Genomic DNA, 22,354 nt, shown 5'->3' on the forward strand with positions numbered 1-22,354 from the left:
AACACCGCGCGGCGAGTCGTGTTCCGTCAATGACCTCGGCAGCCTTGCCATGACATGAGTCGGGACCGATGTTCCGCGCCATGAACGCCCGGATCGCCTCGATTTACCGCCACCCCGTCAAGGGCTTCACGCCCGAGCGGCTGACCTCCGCCATTCTGAAGGCCGGGGCGTGCTTTCCGTGCGACCGGCTCTACGCGGTCGAGGACGGGCCCAGCGGCTTTGATCCCGCCGCGCCGGACCACGTCTCGAAGATGAAGTTCACGGTGCTGGCCAAGATCCCGGCCGTCGCCAAGGCCCGCACCGCCTATGACGAGGCCAGCGGCGTGTTCAACGCCACGGCCGAGGGGCGGGAGGCCTTCGCCGGTGACCTGCGCACCGACGCCGGCCGGACGGGCTTCGAGGCCTGGCTGGCCGGCTTGCTGGGCGACGAGGTCAACGGCCCGCTGAAGGTGATCGAGGGACCGGGCGCGCACCGGTTCATGGACAGCCGCTCCGGCTATGTCTCGATCATCAACCTGGCCAGCGTGCGGGACCTGGGCCAGCGGATCGGCATGGCCCTTGATCCCCTGCGCTTCCGCGCCAATCTCTATGTCGAGGGCTGGCCGGCCTGGGCCGAGAACGACATGACCGGCCAGGTTCTGACCGTCGGCGGGGCGACCGCCGAGGTTCTCAAGCCGATCGTCCGCTGCGCCGCCACCCATGTCGACCCCACGACCGCCGAGCGGGACGTGGAACTGGTCAAGGCGCTGTTCGACACTTACGGCCACATGTTCTGCGGCATCTATCTGAACGTCACCGAGGGCGGTGAGGTGGCCGAGGGGGATGTGGTGGCCTAGCCTAACCTCCAAAACCGCTCTCCCCGGCGAAAGCCGGGGCCCAGACTCATCCGGAGCGGTTTGGGCGTTCGCGCCAACGGCCTCGCGAACTTGGCGCATGTTCATGGGGTCGATCTGGGCCCCGGCTTTCGCCGGGGAGATCGGATATTGGAACCCTCCATCCAAAGCGCTAAACCCCGCCTATGACCCTGACTCTCGTCAAAGCCTGGACCGCCGCCAAGGATCGTCTGAAGGACGCCGGCATCGATCAGCCGTCGATCGACGCGCGCCTGATGCTGGAGGTGGCCGCCGGCGTCACCCGCACCGAGATCGTCACCGATCCCTATCGCGAACTCACGGCCGAGCAGCTGGCGACGCTCGAGGACTATCTGTCCCGCCGCACGCGCCGCGAGCCGGTCAGCCACATCATCGGCCGCAAGGGCTTCTGGAAGATCCTGCTGCAGGTGAACAAGAACGTCCTGACCCCGCGTCCCGAGACCGAGGTCATCGTCGACGAGGTGCTGAAGGCCTTCCCCGAGAACATGGGCTTCTCGATGCTGGACCTGGGCGTCGGCTCGGGCACCATCCTGCTGGCGGTGCTGGCCGAGCGGCCGGCCGCCAAGGGCCTGGGGATCGACGCCTCCGCCGAGGCCCTGGCCGTGGCCCGCGACAACGCCGCCAACCTGGACCTCAACACCCGCGCGGCCTTCATGCACGGCGACTGGACGGCGGGTCTGGGCGACGCCAGCTTCGACCTCGTCGTGTCGAACCCGCCCTACATCCCGACCGCCGACATCGAGACCCTGGAGCCGGAGGTTCGCGACCACGAACCGCGCCTGGCGCTGGACGGCGGGGCCGACGGCCTGGACGCCTATCGCCTGCTGGCGCCGGAGATCCTGCGGGTGCTGAAGGCGGGCGGCATGTTCGCCGTCGAGATCGGTTTCGACCAGTCTCAGGCCGTCGAGACGCTGTTCCGCGAGGCCGGCGCCCACCAAGTAAAGACGGTCAAAGACCTGTCGACGCACGACCGTGTTGTCACCGGGGTGAAAAATCCCTTGGAAACCGGGGCGTGAACCGCTAGACGAGTCTTGTCTCCTTCCAGATCGCCAGGTGACGGGAAAAGCAGGCGTCTATGACGTCGGCGAGGCTCCCCTGGCAGGCGCGCCCGGTCCGCCGGTCGCCGCGCCGCAAGGCAGGGCGGGGGCTCTACGGAAACCAGTGTCTCTGAAAACCTACAGGGTTCGACCCGCTCAGAGACCAGCAAGGCCGGACGCGTCGGCGCAAGACTGACCTCCGGACAGGTTCAGAAGAGAACATGAGAGATTTCAAAGGCATGAAGCGCCAGCGTGGCCGCAACAATCGCGGCGGCAACGGCGGCAAGCCTCAGCAGCACAACGCAAACCGCGCGTTCGACTCGAACGGCCCCGAGGGCGTGAAGGTCCGCGGCGCGGCGCAGAGCGTCTACGAAAAGTACCAGCAGCTGGCTCGCGACGCCTCGTCGTCCGGCGACCGGGTGCTGGCCGAGAACTATCTGCAGCACGCCGAGCACTATTTCCGCGTCCTGCGGGCCATCCAGCCGAATCGTCCGGTCAGCGACATCGTCGGCAAAGACGTCTACGCGGCCTACGAGATCGACTTCGAGGCCGAGCCCGAAGAGGTCGAGGCCGTCGAGACGCCGGCTCCGGCCGAAGGTCAAGGCGAAGGCGGCGAGGGCGGCGAAGGCGGCGAGCAACGCCGCGACCGTTTCGAGAACCGCGACCGGGACCGCAATCGCGACCGCGACCGCAACTTCGAGAACCGCGACCGGGATCGCAATCGCGACGACCGTCCGCGTGACGGCGCCCGCGACGGCCCCCGCGACGGCGAAGGCCGCCGCGACCGCTGGCGCGACCGCGACGACCGCGACCGCAACCGCGACGACCGTCCCCGTGATGATCGGCCCCGTGATGATCGGCCGCGCGACGACCGTCCTCGGGACGACCGTCCGCGTGACGATCGTCCCCGCGAGGATCGCTTCCGGGACCGTGACGATCGCCCGCGCGACGATCGCCCGCGCGAAGACCGTCCGGTCGCCGCCGAGGGTGAAGGCCAGCCGCAGGGCGGAGATGCGCGTGACGGGGGCGAGGGCCGCGAAGGCCGTCGTCGCGGCCGTGACCGGGATCGCAATCGCGACCGCGACTGGCAGCCGCGCGGCGAGCGCGACCCGCTGGCCGTGATCGAACCGGAAGCCTCGCCGCTGCCGACCTCGAGCGCTCCGGCCAGCGACAGCTCGCCGGTGCTGCGCGGCCAGGACGGCGCCGTCAGCGAGGCTCCAGCCTTCCTGGGCCGCAAGACCGCCCGCGCCGCCGAACCGGCGCCCGCCGCCGAAGCGCCGGCTCCGGCCGCCGCGGAAGGCGAGGAGGCCAAGAAGCCCCGCCGCCGCCGCGCGCCGCGCAGCTTCGAGGCGGGCGAAGGCGCCCCGGCCAGCTCGGAACCCGAAGAGGCCTGATCGGCGCTCGCGAGCGCCCTTTGTCCGTGTCGAAATTCAGAATTCTCGCCAGGCGAGCATTTTAGAGTTTACAGAGAACGTGGGTATGTCACGCTCGCGCCCGATCGGGGTGGGGTGACATGCTCAAGATCTTGAAAGCGACGGTGGCGGTCTGCCTGGCCGCGACACTGAGCGGCTGCATCTCGGCCTTGCCGCCGACCGCGGCCATGGTCGGCGGCGGCGGGACATACAGATATGTCCCGGTTCGCTCCGACATCGCGCCGCAGTTCTACTACGCCAAGTCGGAAGCGGTCGCGGCCGCGGGCTCGACCGAGGCCGCCCGCCGGGCGGCGATGGCCGCGCGACCCTCGTTCGGGCCGTTTAGCCTGCCGACCGAACTGCAGCTGATGGACGGCGTGGCCTACGATTTCTTTCCGCGATGCGGCGACGCGATTTCGTGGACGAACCTCGTGCGGGCCGTGGCCATGCCGGGGGCGTCCGTCAAGTTGGATTGCCACTAGATGGCGCGCGAGGGATCGGGCGCGGACGCGCTGAGCGGCGCGATCAAGGGCGCGGCGGCGATCGCCGCCGTGGTCCCGGGCGTGGCCATCCTGCTGAAGGTGGTGCCGTTGCCGCCCCAGGCCGATCAGTTGCTGGGCGGGTTGTCGCTCGTGTGCGGGGTGGCCGTCGTCATCGCCGTCGTCACCCTCAGGAACCGGATCGCCAAGCTCAAAGCCGGTCTGGCCGCCGGGCTGGTGATGGGCGGCTGCCTGGTCGGCGTTGTGTCCGCGGTGCAGTACTACAATTTCGGCGGCGCCCACATCATCGCCTATGAAGACGTCGATCGGGACGGCAAGGCCAAGAGCGTCAGGCTGATCGCGCCGATCCATCCATCGCCGGAACTGTCCCGCATACTGGACGAGTTCAACGGCGACTATGGCGAGGCGCTGCACTCGCCGATCTACAGGAGCCGGGTCGCGGGCCTGATCGCGCGGGAGAACGGATCGGCCACCTGGCGGCTCGTGACCTATCTGATGCTGGCCCAGGCGTTCCTGATCGGCGCGCTCGTGGCCGGCGCCTGGCGAACCGCGGCCTTCTTCGAAGCCCGCGCGAAGGCCAAGCCCGAGGGAAGCCCATAGGACGCGATCCCGGCCCGCCACGCCGCCAGCGGGGATGCGACAAAGCGTCCTAGGTTCGGGCAACGTCGTTTGCGCGAAGCTCTGGCGGCGCGGCAACTTCGACGATAGTGTCGAAGGCGACAGTGCGGGGGCGCCGATGGCTGGAGCGCGTAAGCTTCCCCCGGGGGAACGATCCCGGGGCAAACGCGGAACAAGCACCGCCGCCGTCGACGCGCGCTACCGCGCCATTGTCGACACCGCGGTCGACGCGATCGTGGTCATCGACGAGCGGGGCCGGGTCGAGGCCTTCAACCCCGCCGCCGAGCGTCTGTTCGGCTACGCGGCCGCCGAGATGATCGGACGCAACATCCACCTGCTGATGCCCGAGCCGTATCACGGCGAGCACGACGGTTATCTGCAGCGCTACCGCGACACGGGCGAGCGGCGGATCATCGGCATCGGGCGCGAGGTCAGCGGCCGGCGCCACGACGGCACGACCTTTCCGCTGGAGCTGTCGATCGCCGAATGGCGCGACGGCGACCGGCGCTGCTTCACCGGCGTCATGCGCGACATCACCGACCGCCGACGGGCCGAGGAGCTGCAGCGCCTGCTGGTCAACGAGCTGAACCACCGGGTGAAGAACACCCTGGCGACGGTGCAGTCGGTGGCCGGCCAGACCCTGCGCAACGCCGCGGACCTGGGCGACGCCCGCGATTCCCTGACCACGCGCCTGCTGGCCCTGGCGCGCGGTCACGACATCCTGACCCGCGAGAGCTGGGACGGGGCCGAGCTGGCCGACGTCGCCGCTTCGGTGGTGGCCGCCCACGGCGACGCCGGACGGTTCACGCTGGAGGGCCCCTCGGTGCGCCTCGCGCCCAAGGCGGCCCTGGCGCTGTCGATGGCTCTGCATGAACTGATGACCAACGCGGCCAAGTACGGGGCGCTGTCCAACGAGGACGGGCAGGTGCGGCTGACCTGGAAACGAACCAAGACGGCGGACGCCGGCGAGCGGCTGCGCATGACGTGGGAAGAAATCGATGGGCCACCTGTCTCGACTCCGACGCGCCAGGGCTTCGGCACCCGCCTCATCACCGGCGGGCTGGCCCGCGAACTCGGCGGGCAGGTCCGCCTCGACTACCCGCCGGGCGGCGTCGTCTGCGAGATCGACGCCGAACTCGCCCGGACCGGCCAGTCGAACCGTTTCTTCCGCGGCGCGGCCTGACCCGCTGCGGATCCTGGTCGTCGAGGACGAACTGTTCGTGGCCATGCTGGTCGAGGACCTGCTGAGCGACCTGGGCTGCGGGATCGTCGGACCGGCCGCCTCGGCGCGCGAGGCGGTCAGCGCGGCCGAACACGAGACCTTCGACTTCGCCCTGCTGGACGTGAACCTCGGCGACGGCGAGACCTCGTTCCGGACCGCCGACATCCTGCGCGCGCGCGGCGTGCCCTTCGCCTTCATCACCGGTTATGGCGACCAGGGGATTCGGCCCGACCTGCGCGATGCGCCGATTCTGGCCAAGCCCATCGACCCGCGCCAGCTTGCCCGGGTGATCGACCGGATCCGGGGCGGGTAGGGGGCCGCCTCGATAAGGAGCAACCGCTTCCGAAGCCCAAGCCAAGTAGGGGCCTTGACCCGACAGCTCTCAGAGATAGGCCGCGCCGAACTCCGCCGGGGGCGGACGGACCGAGGGCGGCGGCGCGGGCTTGGGCGGCGCCGGCGGACGCAGCAGGCGGGCGACGCGTTCGACCACATCGGCCCCGCTGAACGGCTTCAGCATGCAGTCGCGCACGCCCAGGCCGATCCCTTTCTTGATGTCCTCCGGCGCCAGACGGCGGCCGGTCAGCAGCACGGGGCAGGGCTTTTCCCCGCGCTTCTTGAGGGCCTCGAGGATCTCGAAGGCCGACGGTTCGACCAGGCCGATGTCCAGGATCATCGCGGCCGGACGCACGGTGCGCAGCGTCTCCAGCACGGCCGGTCCGTTGCGAGCCAGGCAGACGTGATAGCCGGCCGTGTCCAGCCGGATCTGCAGCAGCTCCAGCACGGTGCGGTCGGTGTCGCCGACGATGATTTTCTGGCCTTGAGCGTAGATCATGCTGAACCCTCCCGCGCTCTCGTCCTAAAACAGGTCCAGGTCGCCGGCGTCCTCGGCGTCGTAGATGCCGCGCTCGACGCCGCCGAACGCGACCGACATGCGATCGGCCAGCGCCCCCAGGGTGATGTCGCCCAGCGCGGTGTCGACGCTGGCCGACACGTCGTCGGGGGCCAGGGCGCTCATCCGGCGGGCGAAGGCCGAGAGGCTGGTCAGCTGCTGGGCCAGCAGGTCGACCGTGTGCATGCCCTCGACCAGCACCTCGCGCTGCTCCTCGGGCACGGTCTTCATCATCTTGCCGATCATGCTGTCCAGATAGATGCAGCGCGCGCCGGCCAGTTCGATCTCCCAGGCCAGGACGTCGAGCATGGTCGCCATGCTGGCCTGCAGCGGGACTTCGGGGGCGACGGCGGTGACGCTCATGGGAACAGGCTCCTGGATCTGGCCCTCAACCTCGCCGCGCGCGCGTTTCCAAGATGTTTAATCTCGCGGGGGTGCGACAACGTCGCGCAGAAGCGGGCTGGCAGGCGGCGGACCCCCTTCCGTGCGGCGAAGGAAACAAGCTCTACCGGTTGCGCGCCGCAATGCCGCCGTCGATAAGGCTTATGTCGCGTTTGAAACATAGCCGAGCTTCATGGCCATCCTTAACCGTCTGACCCTTCCGTTGATCCTGGCCGCCGCCTGCGCGGTATCGGGCTGCGCCTACAACGCCGACCTCGGCCGCGAGCAGCTGCTGATCGTCGGCGACGACAGCCTGGCCGCCCAGGGCGAGAAGGCCTGGGCCGACACGCTGCGGACCAGCTACGTCTCCAAGGAGCCGCGCAAGAACGCCCGGGTCCAGGCGGTCGGTCAGCGGGTGATCACCGCCGCCGGCCTGGCCGGCCGGCCCTGGGACTACGCGGTGTTCCTGGACGAGTCGCCGAACGCCTTCGTGCTGCCCGGTGGCCATGTCGGGGTGACCGTGGGCCTGCTCAGCGTCGTCGAGAACGACGACCAGCTGGCCGCCGTGATCGGTCACGAGGCCGGCCACGTCGTCGCCCGCCACGCCGCCGAGCGCGCCTCGCAGGAGACGACCTCGAAGATCCTGCTGGGCATCGCCGGGGCCGCGGCCGGCAAGACCGACTTCGGCCGGCTGGTGAAGGACCACGGCGATCAGGCCGCCAAGTTCGGGGTGCTGCTGCCGTTCTCGCGCAAGCAGGAGCTGGAGGCCGACCGCCTGGGCGTCGACTTCATGCAGCGCGCCGGCTATCGGCCGCGCGAGGCCGTGGCGCTGTGGCGGAACATGCAGGCGCTGGACGGTGGCAAGACCGGCAATGAACTGAGCTCGACCCACCCGTCGGACGCGGTGCGGATTTCGGAACTCCAACGTTATCTCGCCAGCCGAGGCTGGTGAACCTTGTGTGGCCGATGAGCCACACCTACATGCCCCTCGGGACGCGTTGCGCTTGATCAAGGCGACGCGGCTCCATCCGCCTAGCAAGGGGACACCATGAACATCGATCTCTATTCGGACCGCGCCAAACAGGCCATCCAGTCGGCCCAGAGCCTGGCGCTCGCCCGGGGCCACCAGCAGTTCGCGCCCGAGCACATTCTGAAGGTCCTGCTCGAGGAGAAGGACGGCCTGAGCCGCGCCCTGATCCAGAGCGCCGGCGGCCGCGCCGACACACTGGACGGCGGCGTCGAGACCCTGCTGACCAAGACCCCGCGCGTCGACGGCGCCGGCGGCCAGCTCTACATGAAGCCCGATACCGCCCGCGTGTTCGCCGAGGCCGAGAAGGGCGCCAAGGCGGCCGGCGACGCGTTCGTCACCACCGAGCGCCTGCTGATCGCCATCGCCAAGGAAGGCGCGGACGCCGCCAAGCTGTTCAAGGAGGCGGGGGTCACGCCCAAGGCCCTGGAAGAGGCCGCCAACGCCATCCGCAAGGGCCGCACCGCCGACAGCGCCAACGCCGAGGAGGGCTATGAGGCGCTGAAGCGCTACGCCCGCGACCTCACCGCCGCCGCTCGCGACGGCAAGCTGGATCCGGTGATCGGCCGCGACGAGGAGATCCGCCGCACCATCCAGGTCCTGTCGCGCCGCACCAAGAACAACCCCGTCCTGATCGGCGAGCCCGGCGTCGGCAAGACCGCGATCGTCGAAGGCCTGGCCCTGCGCATCGTCAATGGCGACGTGCCGGAAAGCCTGAAGGACAAGCGCCTGCTGTCGCTGGACATGGGCAGCCTGATCGCCGGCGCGAAGTATCGCGGCGAGTTCGAGGAGCGCCTGAAGGCGGTGCTGGCCGAGACTACGGCGGCCGAGGGCTCGATCATCCTGTTCATCGACGAGATGCACACCCTGGTCGGGGCCGGCAAGAGCGACGGGGCGATGGACGCCTCCAACCTGCTCAAGCCCGCCCTGGCGCGCGGCGAGCTGCACTGCGTCGGCGCCACCACGCTGGACGAGTACCGCAAGCACGTCGAGAAGGACGCGGCCCTGGCCCGTCGCTTCCAGCCGGTGTTCGTCGGCGAGCCCACGGTCGAGGACACCGTCTCGATCCTGCGCGGTCTGAAGGAGAAGTACGAGGTTCACCACGGGGTGCGCATCTCGGACTCGGCCCTGGTCGCCGCCGCCACGCTCAGCAACCGCTACATCGCCGACCGCTTCCTGCCGGACAAGGCGATCGACCTGATGGACGAGGCCTCCAGCCGCGTGCGCATGGCGATCGACTCAAAGCCCGAGGAGCTGGACGAGATCGACCGCCGCCTGGTGCAGCTGAAGATCGAGCGCGAGGCGCTGAGCAAGGAAACCGACGCCGCCTCGAAGCATCGCCTTGAGAATCTCGAGGTCGAGATCGACGACCTGCAGTTCCGCTCGGACGAGATGACCGCCCGCTGGAAGGCCGAGAAGGAGAAGGTCGGCGGCGCGGCGCAGGCCCGTGAAGCCCTCGACCGCCTGCGCGCCGACCTGGCCACCGCCCAGCGCGCCGGCGACTTCGCCCGCGCCGGCCAGATCCAGTACGGCGAGATCCCGGCCCTGGAGCGCCGCCTGGCCGAGGCCGAGGCGGGCGAGGATCCAGGCAAGGCCCTGACGCCGGAAGTCGTCGACGCCGAGCAGATCGCCGCCGTGGTCAGCCGCTGGACCGGGGTGCCGGTCGAGAAGATGCTGGAAGGCGAGCGCGAGAAGCTGCTGAAGATGGAGGACGAGCTGCGCGGTCGCGTGGTCGGCCAGGACGAGGCCCTGGCCGCCGTGTCCGACGCCGTCCGCCGCGCGCGGGCCGGCCTGCACGACCCGTCCAAGCCGATCGGCTCGTTCCTGTTCCTGGGCCCGACGGGCGTGGGCAAGACCGAGCTGACCAAGAGCCTGGCCGAGTTCCTGTTCGCCGACGAGCACGCCATCACCCGGATGGACATGTCGGAATACATGGAAAAGCACTCGGTCAGCCGCCTGATCGGCGCGCCTCCCGGCTATGTCGGCTACGACGAGGGCGGGGCGCTGACGGAAGCGGTGCGTCGGCGTCCGTACCAGGTGGTGCTGTTCGACGAGATCGAGAAGGCCCACCCGGACGTCTTCAACGTACTGCTGCAGGTGCTGGACGACGGCCGCCTGACCGATGGCCAGGGCCGCACGGTCGACTTCCGCAACACGCTGATCATCATGACCAGCAACCTCGGCGCCGAATTCCTGGCCAACCAGGAAGAGGGGGAAGATGTCGAGGCGGTGCGGCCGATGGTGATGAACATGGTGCGCGGCCACTTCCGCCCCGAGTTCCTCAACCGGATCGACGAGATCATCCTGTTCAAGCGGCTGAGCCGCGCGCACATGAGCGACATCGTCCGCATCCAGCTGCAGCGGGTCGAGAAGCTGCTGACCGACCGCCGCATGACCTTGGCGATCGACGCCGAGGCCCTGAACTGGATCGCCGACAAGGGCTACGACCCGGTCTACGGCGCGCGCCCCCTGAAGCGCGTGATCCAGAAGGAACTGGTCGACCCGATCGCCCGCAAGCTCCTGGCCGGCGAGATCGAGGACGGCGGCGTCATCGCCGTCGGGGTCGAGGACGGCCAGCTGTCGTTCGGCAAGGCGACGCTGCAGTAGCGACCTTGGGTCCCTCTCTCTTTGAGAGAGGGAGGGGCCCATCGCCGGCGGCGATGGGAGGGTGAGTGGTTTCACCGCTGGCCGGAGAAATCTCGGACCCGCCCGCCGCTCGAGTTTCGGGGTCAAGTTTTCACTTGGCCCAATGGTCGTGACGTCGTGCTTGATTCTGAAAGGGTGTGACCACTCACCCTCCCACCGCTTCGCGGCGGGCCCCTCCCTCTCTCTCAGAGAGAGGGAATTTTCCCTACCTGACCCGCAACCCCGCCATCATCACATCCAGCAGGCGTCGCGCGCCGGCTTCCCAGCCGGGCTGTTCGTAGCCCTGCCAGATGCCGCTGGTCATGCGCAGGATGTCCTCGAAGCCGATGTCGGGACGGATATCGCCGGCCGCGTGCGCCGCCGCGACCAGGCGTTCCACGGTCGCCAGCAGTGTCGCGCCCGAGGTCTCGTAGAGGCGCGAGCCTTCGCCGGGGTCGGCGCGTAGGGCGGGGGCCACGACGCGCTTGGTGGCCATGTAGTCGACCAGCAGGTTCAGCCAGGCCGCCAATGCCTCGCCGGCCGAGTGTTCGGTCAGCAGCGCGTCGGCCGACACGGCCAGCTGCTCGATCTCACGGCTGTAGACCGCCGCCACCAGGGCCTCGCGCGTGGGGAAATGGCGATAGAGCGTGCCGATGCCGACGCCGGCCCGCCGCGCGATGTCCTCCAGCGGCGCTTCGGCCCCCGTCTCGGCGAACGCTGCCTTGGCCGCTGTCAGCAGCAGGTCGCGGTTGCGCAGGCTGTCGGCGCGCGGCTTCCGCGCCCCCTTCGCGCTGGGATTTTCGGAATCTTCGGACATCGGCCTTGAAAAGCGGAGGGTGCCTCCGAATATGTATCCGGAGCCATCCTCCATTTAACGCGGAGGAGCGGATCGGACAACAGCCCTCACAAGGAACAAGGCTCATGAGCCAACACTTCGGCGCCAAATCCACTACCGACGACGTCCTGGCCGGCGTCGATCTGACCGGCAAGCGCGTGCTGGTCACCGGCGTCTCGGCCGGCCTGGGCGTCGAGACCGCCCGGACCCTGGCCGCCCACGGCGCGAGCGTCGTCGGCGCCGCCCGCGACCTGGCCAAGGCCGAGCGCGCCACGGCCATCGTCCGGGAGGACGCCGCCACGGGCGGGTCGCTGGAGCTGGTGGCCCTGGACCTGGCCGATCTCGCCAGCGTGCGGGCCTGCGCGGACGCCCTGGTCGCGGACGGTCGGAGCTTCGACCTGGTCATCGCCAACGCCGGGGTGATGGCCCCGCCGTTCGGCAAGACCGTCGACGGCTTCGAGACCCAGTTCGGCACCAACCACCTGGGTCACTTCGTGCTGATCAACCGCATCGCCAGCCTGCTGAAGGCCGGTTCGCGCGTGGTGTCGCTGGCCTCGTCGGGCCACCGGTTCTCGGACGTCGATCTCGAGGACCCGAACTTCGAGACCACCGAGTACGTGCCGTTCACCGCCTATGGCCGCTCGAAGACCGCCAACATCCTGTTCGCCGTCGAGTTCGACCGCCGCCACAAGGATCGCGGCGTGCGCGCCGTGGCCGTGCATCCGGGCGGCATCCAGACCGAGCTGGCCCGCCACCTGGATCCGGCCTTCATCCAGGCCTGGATCGACGACCTGAACGCCCAGGCCGCGGCTCAGGGCAATCCGCCGATCGAGTGGAAGACGATCCCGCAGGGCGCGGCGACCAGCGTCTGGGCCAGCGTGGTCGCGCCGATCGAGACGGTCGCCGGCCTCTATTGCGAGGACTGCCACGTGGCCCCGCCGGTCGAGGACGCCTCGGAGGTCCGCTTCGGCGTGCGGTCCTACGCCCTCGACCCCGCCCGCGCCCAGGCCCTGTGGGCGCTGAGCGAGACGATGGTGGGGGAAACGTTCTAGTCAAACCACCCGTGTCATCCCGGAAGCCTCGCAGAGGCTATCCGGGACCGCCGGAAGCGCAGAGCTTTCCGCGGTCCCGGCTCTCCGCTTCGCTGCGGCCGGGATGACACGGGAAGGTGCGTTCGAGGATTTGAGCTCTAACCCGGCATCCTGTCGAACCGCGTCACGCCTGGGGCCACCGTGTCCCAGGCGTGGGCGCTGGATGCGAACAGGGCCACGGCCGGCTGGTAGCGCTCGGGCTCGTCCAGGCTGCCGGCGTGGACGATGAAGATCTCCGGCATGGCCGGGAAGGTCAGGTGGGTCGGCGTTCCGCAGGTGGGGCAAAAGTTGTGGCCCTTGACCGTGCCAAGGTCGCCGACGACCTCCCAGGTCGAGGCCTGGCCGGTGACCGTGACCGCCGCGTCCTTGAAGGTGACGTACGAGCCGTGGCCCGTGCCGCTGCGCCGCTGGCAGTGGCGGCACTGGCAGTCGTTCATCATCAGCGGCGCGCCGGCGACGGCGTAGCGGACCGCGCCGCAGGCGCAGCCTCCCGTAAAGGGCTTGCCGCTCATTGGGCGTCCTCGCCCAGCACGGTGTCCAGCTTCTGGACGACCTTGGTCCAGCCGTCGCTCATGTTGCGATAGGCGGTGTCGTTCCTGGGCAGCACGAAGCCGGCGTGGACCAGCCGTACGCGCGTGCCGCCCTCGCTGGGCGACAGAGTCCAGGTGACCACCGTCTCCAGGCGCGAGCCGTAGCCGACATTGGCCTCGTGGCCGCCGGTCCAGGCATAGGCGAAGCGCTGGTTCTCGACGACCTCCAGCACCTGGCAGCGGATGGTCCCGTCCCATTCGCCGGCCGGGGTCGTTTTGAACGTGAAGCGATGGCCCTCGACCGGGGCGAAGTCGGTCGGCGGCATCAGCCAGCGGGCGATCAGCGCGCCGTCGGTCAGGGCCTTCCAGACCACGGCGGGCGTGTGCGGGAAGACCTCGTCGACGACGATGTCCTGGGTGTCGGCATTCGGTTGGCGGGCGAGGCTGTTCATTTGGCGGTGTCCTTGCGGTCGGTGTCCTTGGGGGCGAATTCGGGGGGATCGATGTCCTTGAGCAGGGCGCGCAGGTCGTCGAAGCGGTCGCGCCAGAAGACACCGTAGTGGCTCATCCAGTCGACCAGCGGGGCCAGGCCCTGGGGCTGGACGCGGTAGTAGACCCTGCGCCCCTCGGGCCGCTCGGCGACCAGACCGGCCGTCTTCAGCGCCTTCAGGTGCTGGGAGACCGCGCCCTGACTGACGCCGCTGTGACGGGTCAGGTCGGCGACGGTGATCTCCTCGGCGCGGACGATCCGCTCATAGACCGCGCGCCGGGTGGGATCGGCCAGGGCGCGCATCACGGTGTCGATGGGGATGGTTTCGATCATGCAGACTGATTAGCAATGGCTAATGCATTAGTCAATACTAATTGATATGGGCAAAAGAAAACCCCCTCCCGTCGCCGGGAGGGGGCTTCGTCAATCGTCAGCCGTAGTGGATGTCGTAGCTGCCCGCGCCCGTGCCGACCGTCAGGCCGGTCACGCCGACCAGCTTGATCAGGCCGTCGCCGGTGTTGACGCTGGGGCCCATGTTGACGCCGACCGTGCCATCTTGGGCGTAGACATAGGTGTCGCCGTTCCAGGTGAAGACGGCTACGGTGTTGGCCGCCACGTGGGCCGAGACCGCGATCACGGCGTCGGTCAGGCTCGTCTTGCCGTCGGCATAGGTCTGGACGTTGGCGGTCACCGCATGCTCCAGGGCGTCCAGCACCAGGTGGTCGACGCCCTTCTGGAAGCCGATGATCTCGGGCGGCGTGTCGACGGTGAGGTTATTCTGGATGTGCAGGTTGGCCAGCGAGGTGGCGGCAAACACGTTGCCGCCGGTCGGCGACGGCATCGCGTCGCCCGTCAGCTTGATCGTGTCGACGCCGGCGCCCAGATAGAACTTCACTGACGCCGGGGTCAGGGCCGCGGTGTTGCCGTTGAAGAAGATGCTCAGCGTGTTGGTCCCGTCGCCCAGGCGGAAGGTCTGGGCGGTGGTCGAGGTCATCGCCTCGTAGGTCAGGTTCAGGTCGCCGGCCTGGGTGGCGTCGACATTGGTGAAGTTGCTGGAGATCTGGGCGGTCAGCTTGCCGGGGCCGGTGATCGTCAGGTTCTCGACGCCGTAGCGCGTGGTGGGGCCGAAGATCGTGTTGATGCCCCGGCCGTAGATCAGGCCCGCCGTGCTGTCGGTGTCGACGTGAAGGGCCAGGGTGGCGTGGCGATCCTCGACCGAGTCGGCGCTGAGGATGAGCCCGATGAAGCCGCCGTTGGGGCTGTAATAGCCGCCCATGCCGGTCGAGACCGCCGTGGTCGGCGCGCCCTTGTAGTTCTGCAGGTGGATGTCGACCTTAGTCCCGCCGTTCGCCAGGGGCGCCGTGTTGATGATGGCCGCGTTCGGCGAGTCCTTCAGGACCACCGTCTCCTTGGTGACGCCCAAGGTGATCGCGCCGGTGTCGGCGGCGTTGTCGACGACGCTGTAGAGCACGCCGGCGCCGGTCACCGGCGCCGCGCGGGTCGTGTGGTAGTACACCGTCTGGAAGCCGCTGATCGTCCCGGCGTAGGAGGCCGAGGCGCCGCCGTCGACATGCAGGGTGTTGGCCGTGCCGGTCGCCGTCAGGCTGGTCCCTTGGACCATGTCGCCCTTCAGCGTGACGGTCGTGCCGCCGCCGGCCAGGGTCACGGTCCCGTACTGGGCCGGCACGCCCAGGGTCGGGGTCGAGGCGCCCAGGGTCCCCAGCGTAATAGTGTCGCCGCCGTCGGCGGTGGTGATGGCGCCATAGATCGTGCCGGTCAGGTTGATCGTGTCGTGGCCGGCGCCGGAGTCGATGCTCTGGCCGGCGTTGAGGCCGGCGGTTCCGGTGATCGTGTCGTTGTTGGCCGTCGACCTCAGCGTCACGTCGGTCGCGGTCGGCGAGATCGACTTGTCGGGAGACACGGTCAGGGTCGCGCCCGTCGTCCCAGTGGTCGGCGTCCCGTAGGCCGTCACGAGGCCGCTGCGGAAGGCGGCGACGCCATCCTGGGCCAGGTCCGCCAGGAAGGCGTCATTGGCCTGGGCGTAGACGCCGGTGTCGGCCTTGATGGCCTCGGCCATCAGCCAGCCGACCATGGCGGCCTTGGTCCCCTGGCCGGTCAGGCCGTCGGCGCCCCAGCTGGCGAAATACATCTGGCGGGTATAGGTCCCGCCCACGCCGTTGGGCACCTGGGTGTTGAGGATGGCGTCGACCTTGGCCGCGTCGGGCGCCGTGCCGAAGATCTCGGTATAGGCCTTGATCAACGCGTCGCTCATGCTGAGCGCGCCGTAGTTGGCGGCGAACCAGCTGGCGCCTTCGCCACCCTTGCCCAGGTTGATCGCGAAGTTGATGTAGCGGTTCTCGAGCGTGACCGACTGGTAGTAGGCCGAGTTCAGGTTGTTGGGGTTCGAGCCGTTCGGCGACACCAGATAGTCGAAGCCGCTGGAATACGGGATGCCGCCGGTGAAGAAGCTGTAGGCCAGGCTGGCGACCGAGGTGGTCTCGCCGGCCAGTTTCAGCACCTGGCTCTGGGCCGCGGCCAGGGTCAGAGTCCCGCTATCGACTTGGTTGGACAGGTTGGCGATCAGCACCTGGTGCGCCGCCGGGATGTGGGCGAAGTCCGTCCGCATCAGGTTGTCGTAATAGGTTTTCAGGGTCAGCTGGGTCGTGGCCATTACGCGCGCTCCAATCCCTCGCGTTCGTGGGTGAACGCGTTTCAATCTAGGGATCTATATAGAGTTTACTAAACACCCTCAAGCTGAGCGTTAAAATTTTCCTAGCCGAAGGTGGAGCTCCGGCCGGCGCCCTGGGCCAGGCGTGTCGGGGCCAGGCGCGGCGGGGCCGGGGCGGCGATGTCCGGGGCGAGCGGAAAGGTCGCTTCCACCGTGAAACGGCTCCCCCGGCCCGGCTGGCTTTCGACGGCGAGGTCCCCGTCCATCATCTCGACGATCTGCCGGGTGATGCTCAGGCCAAGGCCCGCGCCGCCGCCGCGGCTCTCCTGGTCGCCGGCCTGCTCGAACGGGCGGAAGATGGTGTCGACCTGGTCGGCGGCGATGCCGACACCGGTGTCCTCGACGACGAAGCGCAGCCGTGTGGTCTCGCCATCGGAAGCGGTCCTTGGCGTGACCCTCTGGACCCGCAGGGCGACCTCGCCCCGCGCGGTGAACTTGATCGCGTTGCCGACCAGGTTGATCAGCACCTGACGCAGGCGCTTGCGATCGGCGACGACACTGGCCGGCAAGTCGGGCGCGAACTCGACGACGAAGTCGAGGCCCTTTTCCTGGGCGGGCAGGCGGAACATCTCGCCGACGCCGGTCACGCAATCCTCCAGGTCGAGCGGCGCGGCCAGCAGCTCGAACTTGCCGGCCTCGATCTTGGCGATGTCCAGGATGTCGCTGATCATGGCTAGCAGGTGCTCGCCGCTGGACTGGATGGCGCCGACCGCGTCGCGTTGCTTGGGATCGAGACTGGTGCGGTTCAGCCAGTAGGCGTAGCCGAGAACCGCGTTGAGCGGCGTGCGCAGCTCGTGACTCATATTGCCCAGGAACCGCGACTTGGCGCTGCTGGCCGCCGCCGCGGCGGCGTGGGCGCTGGCGAGCAGGCGGGCCTCGTTGGCCTGGTGGCGCTGGCGAGTCTCGTAGTCCCGCCGCATCCGCAGGACCCGGTAGGCCAGGAACGCTCCGGTCACGACCAGCCAGGCGCCCAGGATGATCAGGTAGAAGTGCTCGCTCGACAGGTGCGAGCCCTCCAGCGTGATGGCGTCGACCGACACGGCCATGTCGCTCGGCGGCTTGGCGTTGCTGCTGGTGATGGCGACGACGTGGACCTCGTCCAGGACCGGCGCGGCCTCTTCCGGCGACAGGCCGTGGCTGGCGATCCACCATTGCTCGGGCGCCAGCTGGGCCAGCGGCAGCCGCACCGTGTTGCGGCCTCGCACGACCGGGAAGTCCGTCGCCAGCGGTACGAACTGGTCCTTGAGCTTGCCGCGCAGGGCAGGCGGCGGCGCGCTTCGGACCAGCAGGCGCAGGCGGTCGCCGGTTCCGTGATAGGTGAACCGCAGGGTGATGGTTTGCAGGGGCGTGAAGTTCAGGCCCTCGACCTTCCCGGTCTTGCCGACGGTGTCCAGCTGCAAGCCGTAGCCGCAATAGGGATAGGTGACGCCCTCGCGGATCCGGCACGACCAGGATAGCGGCCTCTTCGGATCGGCCGAGATGGCCGAGCGGCCGCCATCGTCGGCGTCCGAGAAGGTGAAGCCCGCGAAGCGTCCGGAATCCGACGTCAGGTCCAGGGTCTGGGTGGTGATGGCGCCCTTGCCCAGCACCGCGGCGAAGGTCACGGCCAGCAGCAGGAAGATCGCCGCCTCGAGCTTGAGGTTGGCGTAGGCCAGCCACGGCGCGCGGCGCGCCTCCCGCCCGTCCTGGACGGGCGTTTGCGAAACGGCGAGCTCCGCCGTGGACGCATGGTGATCCGGACTCTTCGGCAACTCTTCCCCCGAACCCCGTCGAGGCGCGCTCGAGGGCTGTGGCGTCAGCCTTAAAGCGTCAGCGTTTCCCCATCGTTTAGGCTGAGGGGGTGCGACACTTTGTTCCGCGCGCCGGCGGACGTCGGCCGATCTTCTCGAGCGCCGCGCGCATGGCCTGCGCCTGGGCGGCTGGCGGCCTGGCGGGGGCGGCGTGGGGGACGTCCTCGACGGCGATGGCCTCGACATCGACATCGACGGCGGGCGGCGCGGCGCGAGCCGGGCCCCTGTCGCCGCGCGGCTCGCCGCGGGGCGGGGGAACCAGGGCGGCGATCTTGCGGGCCTCGGCCGCCATCTGGCCGGCCAGCCTGGCCTTGTCGCGGGCCTTGGCGATGACGGCCGGATCGTCGCTGCGCTCGGCCATGGCCCAGGCGGCGTCGATCGCGTCCATCAGCTTCTTCTGCAGGGTTTCGCACCAGGTGCGGGCGGGGGTCTGGGTGTCGCTCATGGGGAGAAGCATGAGGCCGCCGACAAGGCCGGGGACAGGAAACCTGCGTTTTCCTGTAAGACATTGTCGGGAAACGGAAACGTGGGTTTCCGAGCGGGGATATCCACGGGAATTGGGTGGCCGCGCGCCCCCTCCGTCACGATGCGGATACGCGACGAGACGAAGGGAGCGCTCCAGTGCTTGCCCTGTGGATAGCTTTTCCGCCTACGCCCCGAACCCCGCCGCCACGATCGCTCGGGCGACCTCGGCGTGGACCGCGTCGCGGGCGTCGTCGTCCGCGCTGCCCCGGTCGTGGAAGCAGGCGATCAGCACGGGCTTGCGGCCGCGCGGCCAGACGATGGCGATGTCGTTGGTGGTGTCCTTGCCGTTGTTGCCGGTCTTGTCGCCGACCCGCCAGCCGCGCGGCAGGCCGGCTCGCAGGCGCTTGTCGCCCGTCCGGTTGGCGACGACCCAGTCCGTCAATTGCTGGCTGGAGGCTGGGGAGAGGGCGTCGCCCAGCAGCAGGGTCTTCCAGGTCTCCAGGATCGCCGACGGCGTGGTGGTGTCGCGCGGATCGTCGGGCGCGCCGGTGTTCAGCTCGGGCTCGCGCCGGTCGCAGCGGGTGGTCTGGTCGCCGATCGCCCGCAGGAAGCGGGTCAGGCTAGCGGGGCCTTCTAGAGCATCGAGCAGCAGGTTGGCGGCGGCGTTGTCGCTCCTGGTGATCGTCGCCTCGCATAGCTCGGCCACCATCATGCCCGCGCCGACGTGCTTCTCGGTGACCGGCGAATTACCCATCAGCACCTCGGGGCCGTAGGCGATCCAGCGGCCCAGCCGCTCGCGGCCCTGGTCGACCCGGCGCAGGATGGCGGCCGCCAGCGGCATCTTGAAGGTGCTGCACATCCGGAAGCGGTCCTCGCCGCGCCAGGCGAAGCGTTGGCCGTCGTGGGTGTCCAGCACCGCCACGCCCAGCCGGCCGCCGCTGCGCTGCTCCAGGTCGCTGATACGTGAGGTAAGGGCTGGCGGCGCCGTTTGGGCGGCCAGCGACCAAGCGGGCAGGGCGGCGGGCGCGGCCGCCAGGGCCGTGAGGAACGTTCTGCGATGAAGCATGTGGGGTCTCCTTGCCCACGGACCGTGCCCCGGGACTGGTCATCGCCGCAAACGACGATACCTTGGCGGAGTCCCTAGTTTTATTTGGGTCTACCGCATGAGCCGCGCCCAACTGCCGCTGAACGCCCTGCGCGCCTTCGAGGCCTCGGCCCGGCACCTGTCGTTCACCCGCGCGGCCATCGAGCTGTGCGTGACCCAGGCCGCCGTCAGCCACCAGGTGAAGGGGCTGGAGGCCCGGCTGGGCGCGGCCCTGTTCCGCCGCCTGCCGCGCGGCCTGGCCCTGACCGACGAGGGCCTGGCCTTGCTGCCCAGCGTCCGCGACGCGTTCGACCGGCTGGGCGACACCCTGGCCCGGTTCGAGGGCGGGCGGGTGCTGGAGGTGCTGAGCGTCGGGGTGGTGGGCACCTTCGCGGTCGGCTGGCTGCTGCCGCGCCTGCCCGCCTTCCGCGAGGCTCATCCGTTCGTCGACCTGCGGCTCTTCACCAACAACAACCGCACCGACCTGGCCGGCGAGGGCCTGGACTGCGCGGTGCGGTTCGGCGACGGGGCCTGGCACGGGACCGAGGCCGCGCCGCTGTTCGAGGCGCCGATGAGCCCGCTGTGCTCGCCCGCCATCGCCGAGCGGCTGACCGATCCGGCCGCCCTGTTCGCCGAGATCCTGCTGCGCAGCTACCGGGCCGCCGACTGGCCGGACTGGTTCGCCGCCGCCGGCCTGTCGCCGCCGCCGATCCGCGGGCCGGTGTTCGACAGCTCCTGGGTGATGGTCGAGGCGGCGATGCAAGGAATAGGAGTAGCGCTCGCGCCGCCGATGATGTTTGCTCGCGATCTGCGGGAGGGCCGCCTGGTGCGTCCCTTCCCGACTCAGGTCAGCGCCGGTCGCTACTGGCTGACCTGGCTGAAGTCCAAGGCCCCGAGTCCGGCCCTGCGGACCTTCCAGCTGTGGCTTTCAGACACGTCCAAGGAATAAAAAATCTTGGGAACCAAAGTCCGGACACGGCGCTTGCGCGCGATATAAGAAGTGCTCGAATTGTTGAGCTGGATCAATGGTCTAGCTTGACCCCGAATGGCCGGAATCGCGCCCATCTTTGGCCTAGTTTGGCTTGCCGATTTGCAACGGCGAGCGTTGCAGGACGTCTCGCGCCCCCTTCTACGGACGAGACCCAGACAATGATAGCAAGCACGAAGACCATGATGGTCGCCGCCGCCCTGGTGATGGGCGGCCTGTCGGTCAGCGGCTGCGCGACCAAGAAGTTCGTCAACCAGCAGGTCGGTCAGGTCGAGACGCGGGTCAGCGCTCACGACACCCAGATCAGCGAACTCGACAAGACCGCCAAGGACGCGCTCGAGCGCGCCACCGCGGCCGGCAAGCTGGCCGAGGGCAAGTTCCAGTACGCCCTGGTGCTCAGCGACGACTCGGTGAAGTTCCCGGTCAACGCCGCGACCCTGTCGCCGGAAGCCGAGCAGCGCTTGGCCGAGTTCACCGAGAAGCTGAAGGCCGACAACAAGAACGTGTATCTGGAAATCCAGGGCCACACCGACAATTCGGGCGCCCCGACCTACAACCAGAAACTGGGTGAGGAGCGCGCCGAAACGGTCCGCAAGTTCCTCAGCATGCACGGCGTGGCCCTGAACCGGATGGCCACGATCTCGTACGGCGAAGACGCCCCCGTGGCGCCCAACGAGTCGCGCGAGGGCCGGGCCCAGAACCGCCGCGTCGTGGTGATGGTGCTCAGCTAGTTTTACGCGTTCCAGGCCGGCTTTCCCGGGAGGCATCAACCCGGAAAGCCGACCAGGGCGGACTCGCCGGCGCGGGAGTGAGCGCCGCGCCGGCGAGCTTTCGCCATATGATTTGTCATCCCGGAAGCCTCGCAGAGGCTATCCGGGACCGCCGGAAGCTCAGAGCTTTCCGCGGTCCCGGCTCTTCGCTGCGCTACGGCCGGGATGACAGTTCGTATTGTACCTTCACGCCGCCTTGAACCGATCCGCCGGATAGCGGCGCGACAGGTTCGGGGCCAGCTTGCCGCGGGCGCCTTGGAAGGCGGCCCAGTCGGCCGGATCCGGCAGCGACGGGATGGTGACCAGTTCGCCCTGGTCGAAGCCGGCCAGCGCCGCGTCGACCAGGTCGTCGACATCCATGACCATGTTCGGGTCGAGCTCGTTTACGTCGCGGCCGGCCCGCTCCCAGATCTCGGTCCGGGTCGCGCCCGGCAGCACGGCCTGCAGGCGCACGCCGGCGGGGAACTCCTCGCGCAGGGCCTGGGTCAGATAGAGCACGAAGGCCTTGGTCGCGCCGTACACCGGCGAGCGGAACTCCGGCATCAGCCCGACCACCGAGGCCAGGTTGATGATCGTCCCGCGCTCGCGCGGCACGAAGGCCGACGAGGCCGCTTGGGCCAGGCGCGCGACGGCCGTGACGTTCAGCTGGATAAGGCGGTCGATCGCGTCGCGGTCGGTGGTGGAAAAGCCCACGAAGCCAGCCGCGCCGGCGTTGTTGACCAGGATCTCGACGGCCGGATCGGTGGCCAGGCGCTCTTCCAGCGTCACCAGGTCGGCCTTGTCGGTCAGGTCGGCCTTGATCACCTCGACCTTGACGCCCGTCTCGGCCCGCAGGCGCTCGGCCAGGGCGTTGAGGCGGCCCTCGTCGCGAGCCGCCAGGATCAGGTCGTGGCCGCGCTTGGCCAGGCGGTCGGCATAGACCGCGCCGATGCCGGTGGACGCGCCGGTGATCAGGGCCACGCCTTTGCTGTTGTTGTCGCTCATCGTCGTCTAAGTCCTT

Annotated in this window: 23 protein-coding genes and 1 pseudogene; 13 read left to right on the plus strand and 11 right to left on the minus strand. The window is 69.1% G+C overall.

Annotated elements, in window-relative coordinates; translation table 11 throughout:
• Positions 1-80: 80 nt before the first annotated feature.
• From ABIC66_RS09530 to ABIC66_RS09565, 8 genes and pseudogenes are all read left to right on the plus strand, one after another.
• Positions 81-836, plus strand: coding sequence for an MOSC domain-containing protein (locus ABIC66_RS09530; protein ID WP_354070310.1), 756 nt, complete (start codon positions 81-83; stop codon positions 834-836).
• Between the two features lie 182 nt (positions 837-1,018).
• Positions 1,019-1,888 carry a peptide chain release factor N(5)-glutamine methyltransferase gene (gene prmC / locus ABIC66_RS09535; RefSeq protein WP_354069721.1) on the plus strand — a complete coding sequence of 290 codons (870 nt, stop codon included), beginning with the start codon at positions 1,019-1,021 and terminating at the stop codon, positions 1,886-1,888.
• Between the two features lie 37 nt (positions 1,889-1,925).
• A pseudogene (locus ABIC66_RS09540) lies at positions 1,926-2,134 on the plus strand (hypothetical protein).
• Positions 2,131-3,303 (plus strand): DUF4167 domain-containing protein, encoded by a 1,173-nt coding sequence (locus ABIC66_RS09545; protein WP_354069723.1) that lies wholly within the window; start codon positions 2,131-2,133, stop codon positions 3,301-3,303. The pseudogene ABIC66_RS09540 and the gene ABIC66_RS09545 overlap by 4 nt, the downstream one beginning before the upstream one ends.
• A 119-nt stretch (positions 3,304-3,422) precedes the next feature.
• Complete coding sequence (locus tag ABIC66_RS09550; RefSeq protein ID WP_354069725.1) at positions 3,423-3,803, plus strand: hypothetical protein; 381 nt, start codon at positions 3,423-3,425, stop codon at positions 3,801-3,803.
• Entirely contained in the window at positions 3,804-4,421 is a 618-nt protein-coding gene (locus tag ABIC66_RS09555; protein WP_354069726.1) for a hypothetical protein, read from the plus strand.
• 136 nt (positions 4,422-4,557) lie between these two features.
• Entirely contained in the window at positions 4,558-5,622 is a 1,065-nt protein-coding gene (locus ABIC66_RS09560; RefSeq protein WP_354069728.1) for a sensor histidine kinase, read from the plus strand.
• A gap of 10 nt (positions 5,623-5,632) precedes the next feature.
• Positions 5,633-5,974 carry a response regulator gene (locus ABIC66_RS09565; protein ID WP_354070312.1) on the plus strand — a complete coding sequence of 114 codons (342 nt, stop codon included), beginning with the start codon at positions 5,633-5,635 and terminating at the stop codon, positions 5,972-5,974.
• 69 nt (positions 5,975-6,043) lie between these two features.
• On the opposite strand, the gene ABIC66_RS09570 is transcribed toward ABIC66_RS09565, so the two are convergent.
• Positions 6,044-6,493 carry a response regulator transcription factor gene (locus ABIC66_RS09570; protein WP_354069729.1) on the minus strand — a complete coding sequence of 150 codons (450 nt, stop codon included), beginning with the start codon at positions 6,491-6,493 and terminating at the stop codon, positions 6,044-6,046.
• A gap of 24 nt (positions 6,494-6,517) precedes the next feature.
• Complete coding sequence (locus ABIC66_RS09575) at positions 6,518-6,913, minus strand: DUF8776 family protein (RefSeq protein ID WP_354069731.1); 396 nt, start codon at positions 6,911-6,913, stop codon at positions 6,518-6,520.
• A gap of 211 nt (positions 6,914-7,124) precedes the next feature.
• On the opposite strand from ABIC66_RS09575, the gene ABIC66_RS09580 reads away from it, so the two are divergent.
• Together ABIC66_RS09580 and clpB are read left to right on the plus strand one after the other, a co-directional pair.
• Positions 7,125-7,883, plus strand: a complete 759-nt coding sequence (locus ABIC66_RS09580) for a M48 family metallopeptidase (protein WP_354069732.1) — start codon at positions 7,125-7,127, stop codon at positions 7,881-7,883.
• 96 nt (positions 7,884-7,979) lie between these two features.
• Positions 7,980-10,565: an ATP-dependent chaperone ClpB gene (gene clpB / locus ABIC66_RS09585; RefSeq protein ID WP_354069734.1), complete on the plus strand. Its 2,586-nt coding sequence runs from the start codon at positions 7,980-7,982 to the stop codon at positions 10,563-10,565.
• Positions 10,566-10,809: 244 nt separating this feature from the next.
• Here clpB and ABIC66_RS09590 read toward each other — a convergent pair whose 3' ends face one another.
• Complete coding sequence (locus tag ABIC66_RS09590) at positions 10,810-11,400, minus strand: TetR/AcrR family transcriptional regulator (protein ID WP_354069736.1); 591 nt, start codon at positions 11,398-11,400, stop codon at positions 10,810-10,812.
• 104 nt (positions 11,401-11,504) lie between these two features.
• Here ABIC66_RS09590 and ABIC66_RS09595 point away from each other — a divergent pair, with 104 nt between their 5' ends.
• Positions 11,505-12,470: an SDR family NAD(P)-dependent oxidoreductase gene (locus ABIC66_RS09595; protein ID WP_354069738.1), complete on the plus strand. Its 966-nt coding sequence runs from the start codon at positions 11,505-11,507 to the stop codon at positions 12,468-12,470.
• Positions 12,471-12,607: 137 nt separating this feature from the next.
• Here ABIC66_RS09595 and ABIC66_RS09600 read toward each other — a convergent pair whose 3' ends face one another.
• The 7 genes from ABIC66_RS09600 to bla form a co-directional block, all read right to left on the minus strand.
• Positions 12,608-13,021 carry a GFA family protein gene (locus ABIC66_RS09600; RefSeq protein ID WP_354069740.1) on the minus strand — a complete coding sequence of 138 codons (414 nt, stop codon included), beginning with the start codon at positions 13,019-13,021 and terminating at the stop codon, positions 12,608-12,610.
• Positions 13,018-13,491, minus strand: coding sequence for an SRPBCC family protein (locus ABIC66_RS09605; RefSeq protein WP_354069742.1), 474 nt, complete (start codon positions 13,489-13,491; stop codon positions 13,018-13,020). Before ABIC66_RS09605 ends, ABIC66_RS09600 begins: the two co-directional genes overlap by 4 nt.
• On the minus strand, positions 13,488-13,862 hold the full coding sequence (locus ABIC66_RS09610; RefSeq protein WP_354069743.1) for an ArsR/SmtB family transcription factor: 375 nt from the start codon (positions 13,860-13,862) through the stop codon (positions 13,488-13,490). The genes ABIC66_RS09605 and ABIC66_RS09610 overlap by 4 nt, the downstream gene beginning before the upstream one ends.
• A 97-nt stretch (positions 13,863-13,959) precedes the next feature.
• Complete coding sequence (locus ABIC66_RS09615) at positions 13,960-16,200, minus strand: hypothetical protein (RefSeq protein ID WP_354069744.1); 2,241 nt, start codon at positions 16,198-16,200, stop codon at positions 13,960-13,962.
• Between the two features lie 101 nt (positions 16,201-16,301).
• Positions 16,302-18,008 carry a sensor histidine kinase gene (locus ABIC66_RS09620; protein WP_354069745.1) on the minus strand — a complete coding sequence of 569 codons (1,707 nt, stop codon included), beginning with the start codon at positions 18,006-18,008 and terminating at the stop codon, positions 16,302-16,304.
• A 76-nt stretch (positions 18,009-18,084) separates the two neighbouring features.
• Positions 18,085-18,504 carry a hypothetical protein gene (locus ABIC66_RS09625; RefSeq protein ID WP_354069747.1) on the minus strand — a complete coding sequence of 140 codons (420 nt, stop codon included), beginning with the start codon at positions 18,502-18,504 and terminating at the stop codon, positions 18,085-18,087.
• Between the two features lie 192 nt (positions 18,505-18,696).
• Positions 18,697-19,578, minus strand: coding sequence for a class A beta-lactamase (gene bla / locus ABIC66_RS09630; protein WP_354069749.1), 882 nt, complete (start codon positions 19,576-19,578; stop codon positions 18,697-18,699).
• Positions 19,579-19,675: 97 nt separating this feature from the next.
• Here bla and ABIC66_RS09635 point away from each other — a divergent pair, with 97 nt between their 5' ends.
• Together ABIC66_RS09635 and ABIC66_RS09640 are read left to right on the plus strand one after the other, a co-directional pair.
• Complete coding sequence (locus ABIC66_RS09635; protein WP_354069751.1) at positions 19,676-20,545, plus strand: LysR family transcriptional regulator; 870 nt, start codon at positions 19,676-19,678, stop codon at positions 20,543-20,545.
• A gap of 200 nt (positions 20,546-20,745) precedes the next feature.
• A complete protein-coding gene (locus ABIC66_RS09640; protein ID WP_354069753.1) occupies positions 20,746-21,315 on the plus strand; it encodes an OmpA family protein in 570 nt (189 codons plus the stop codon).
• A gap of 225 nt (positions 21,316-21,540) precedes the next feature.
• Here the strand turns inward: ABIC66_RS09640 and ABIC66_RS09645 are convergent, their stop codons facing one another.
• Positions 21,541-22,338, minus strand: coding sequence for an SDR family NAD(P)-dependent oxidoreductase (locus ABIC66_RS09645; RefSeq protein ID WP_354069754.1), 798 nt, complete (start codon positions 22,336-22,338; stop codon positions 21,541-21,543).
• Positions 22,339-22,354 lie beyond the last annotated feature (16 nt).

Source organism: Caulobacter sp. 1776 (genome assembly GCF_040545685.1).
Classification (GTDB): Bacteria; Pseudomonadota; Alphaproteobacteria; order Caulobacterales; family Caulobacteraceae; genus Caulobacter.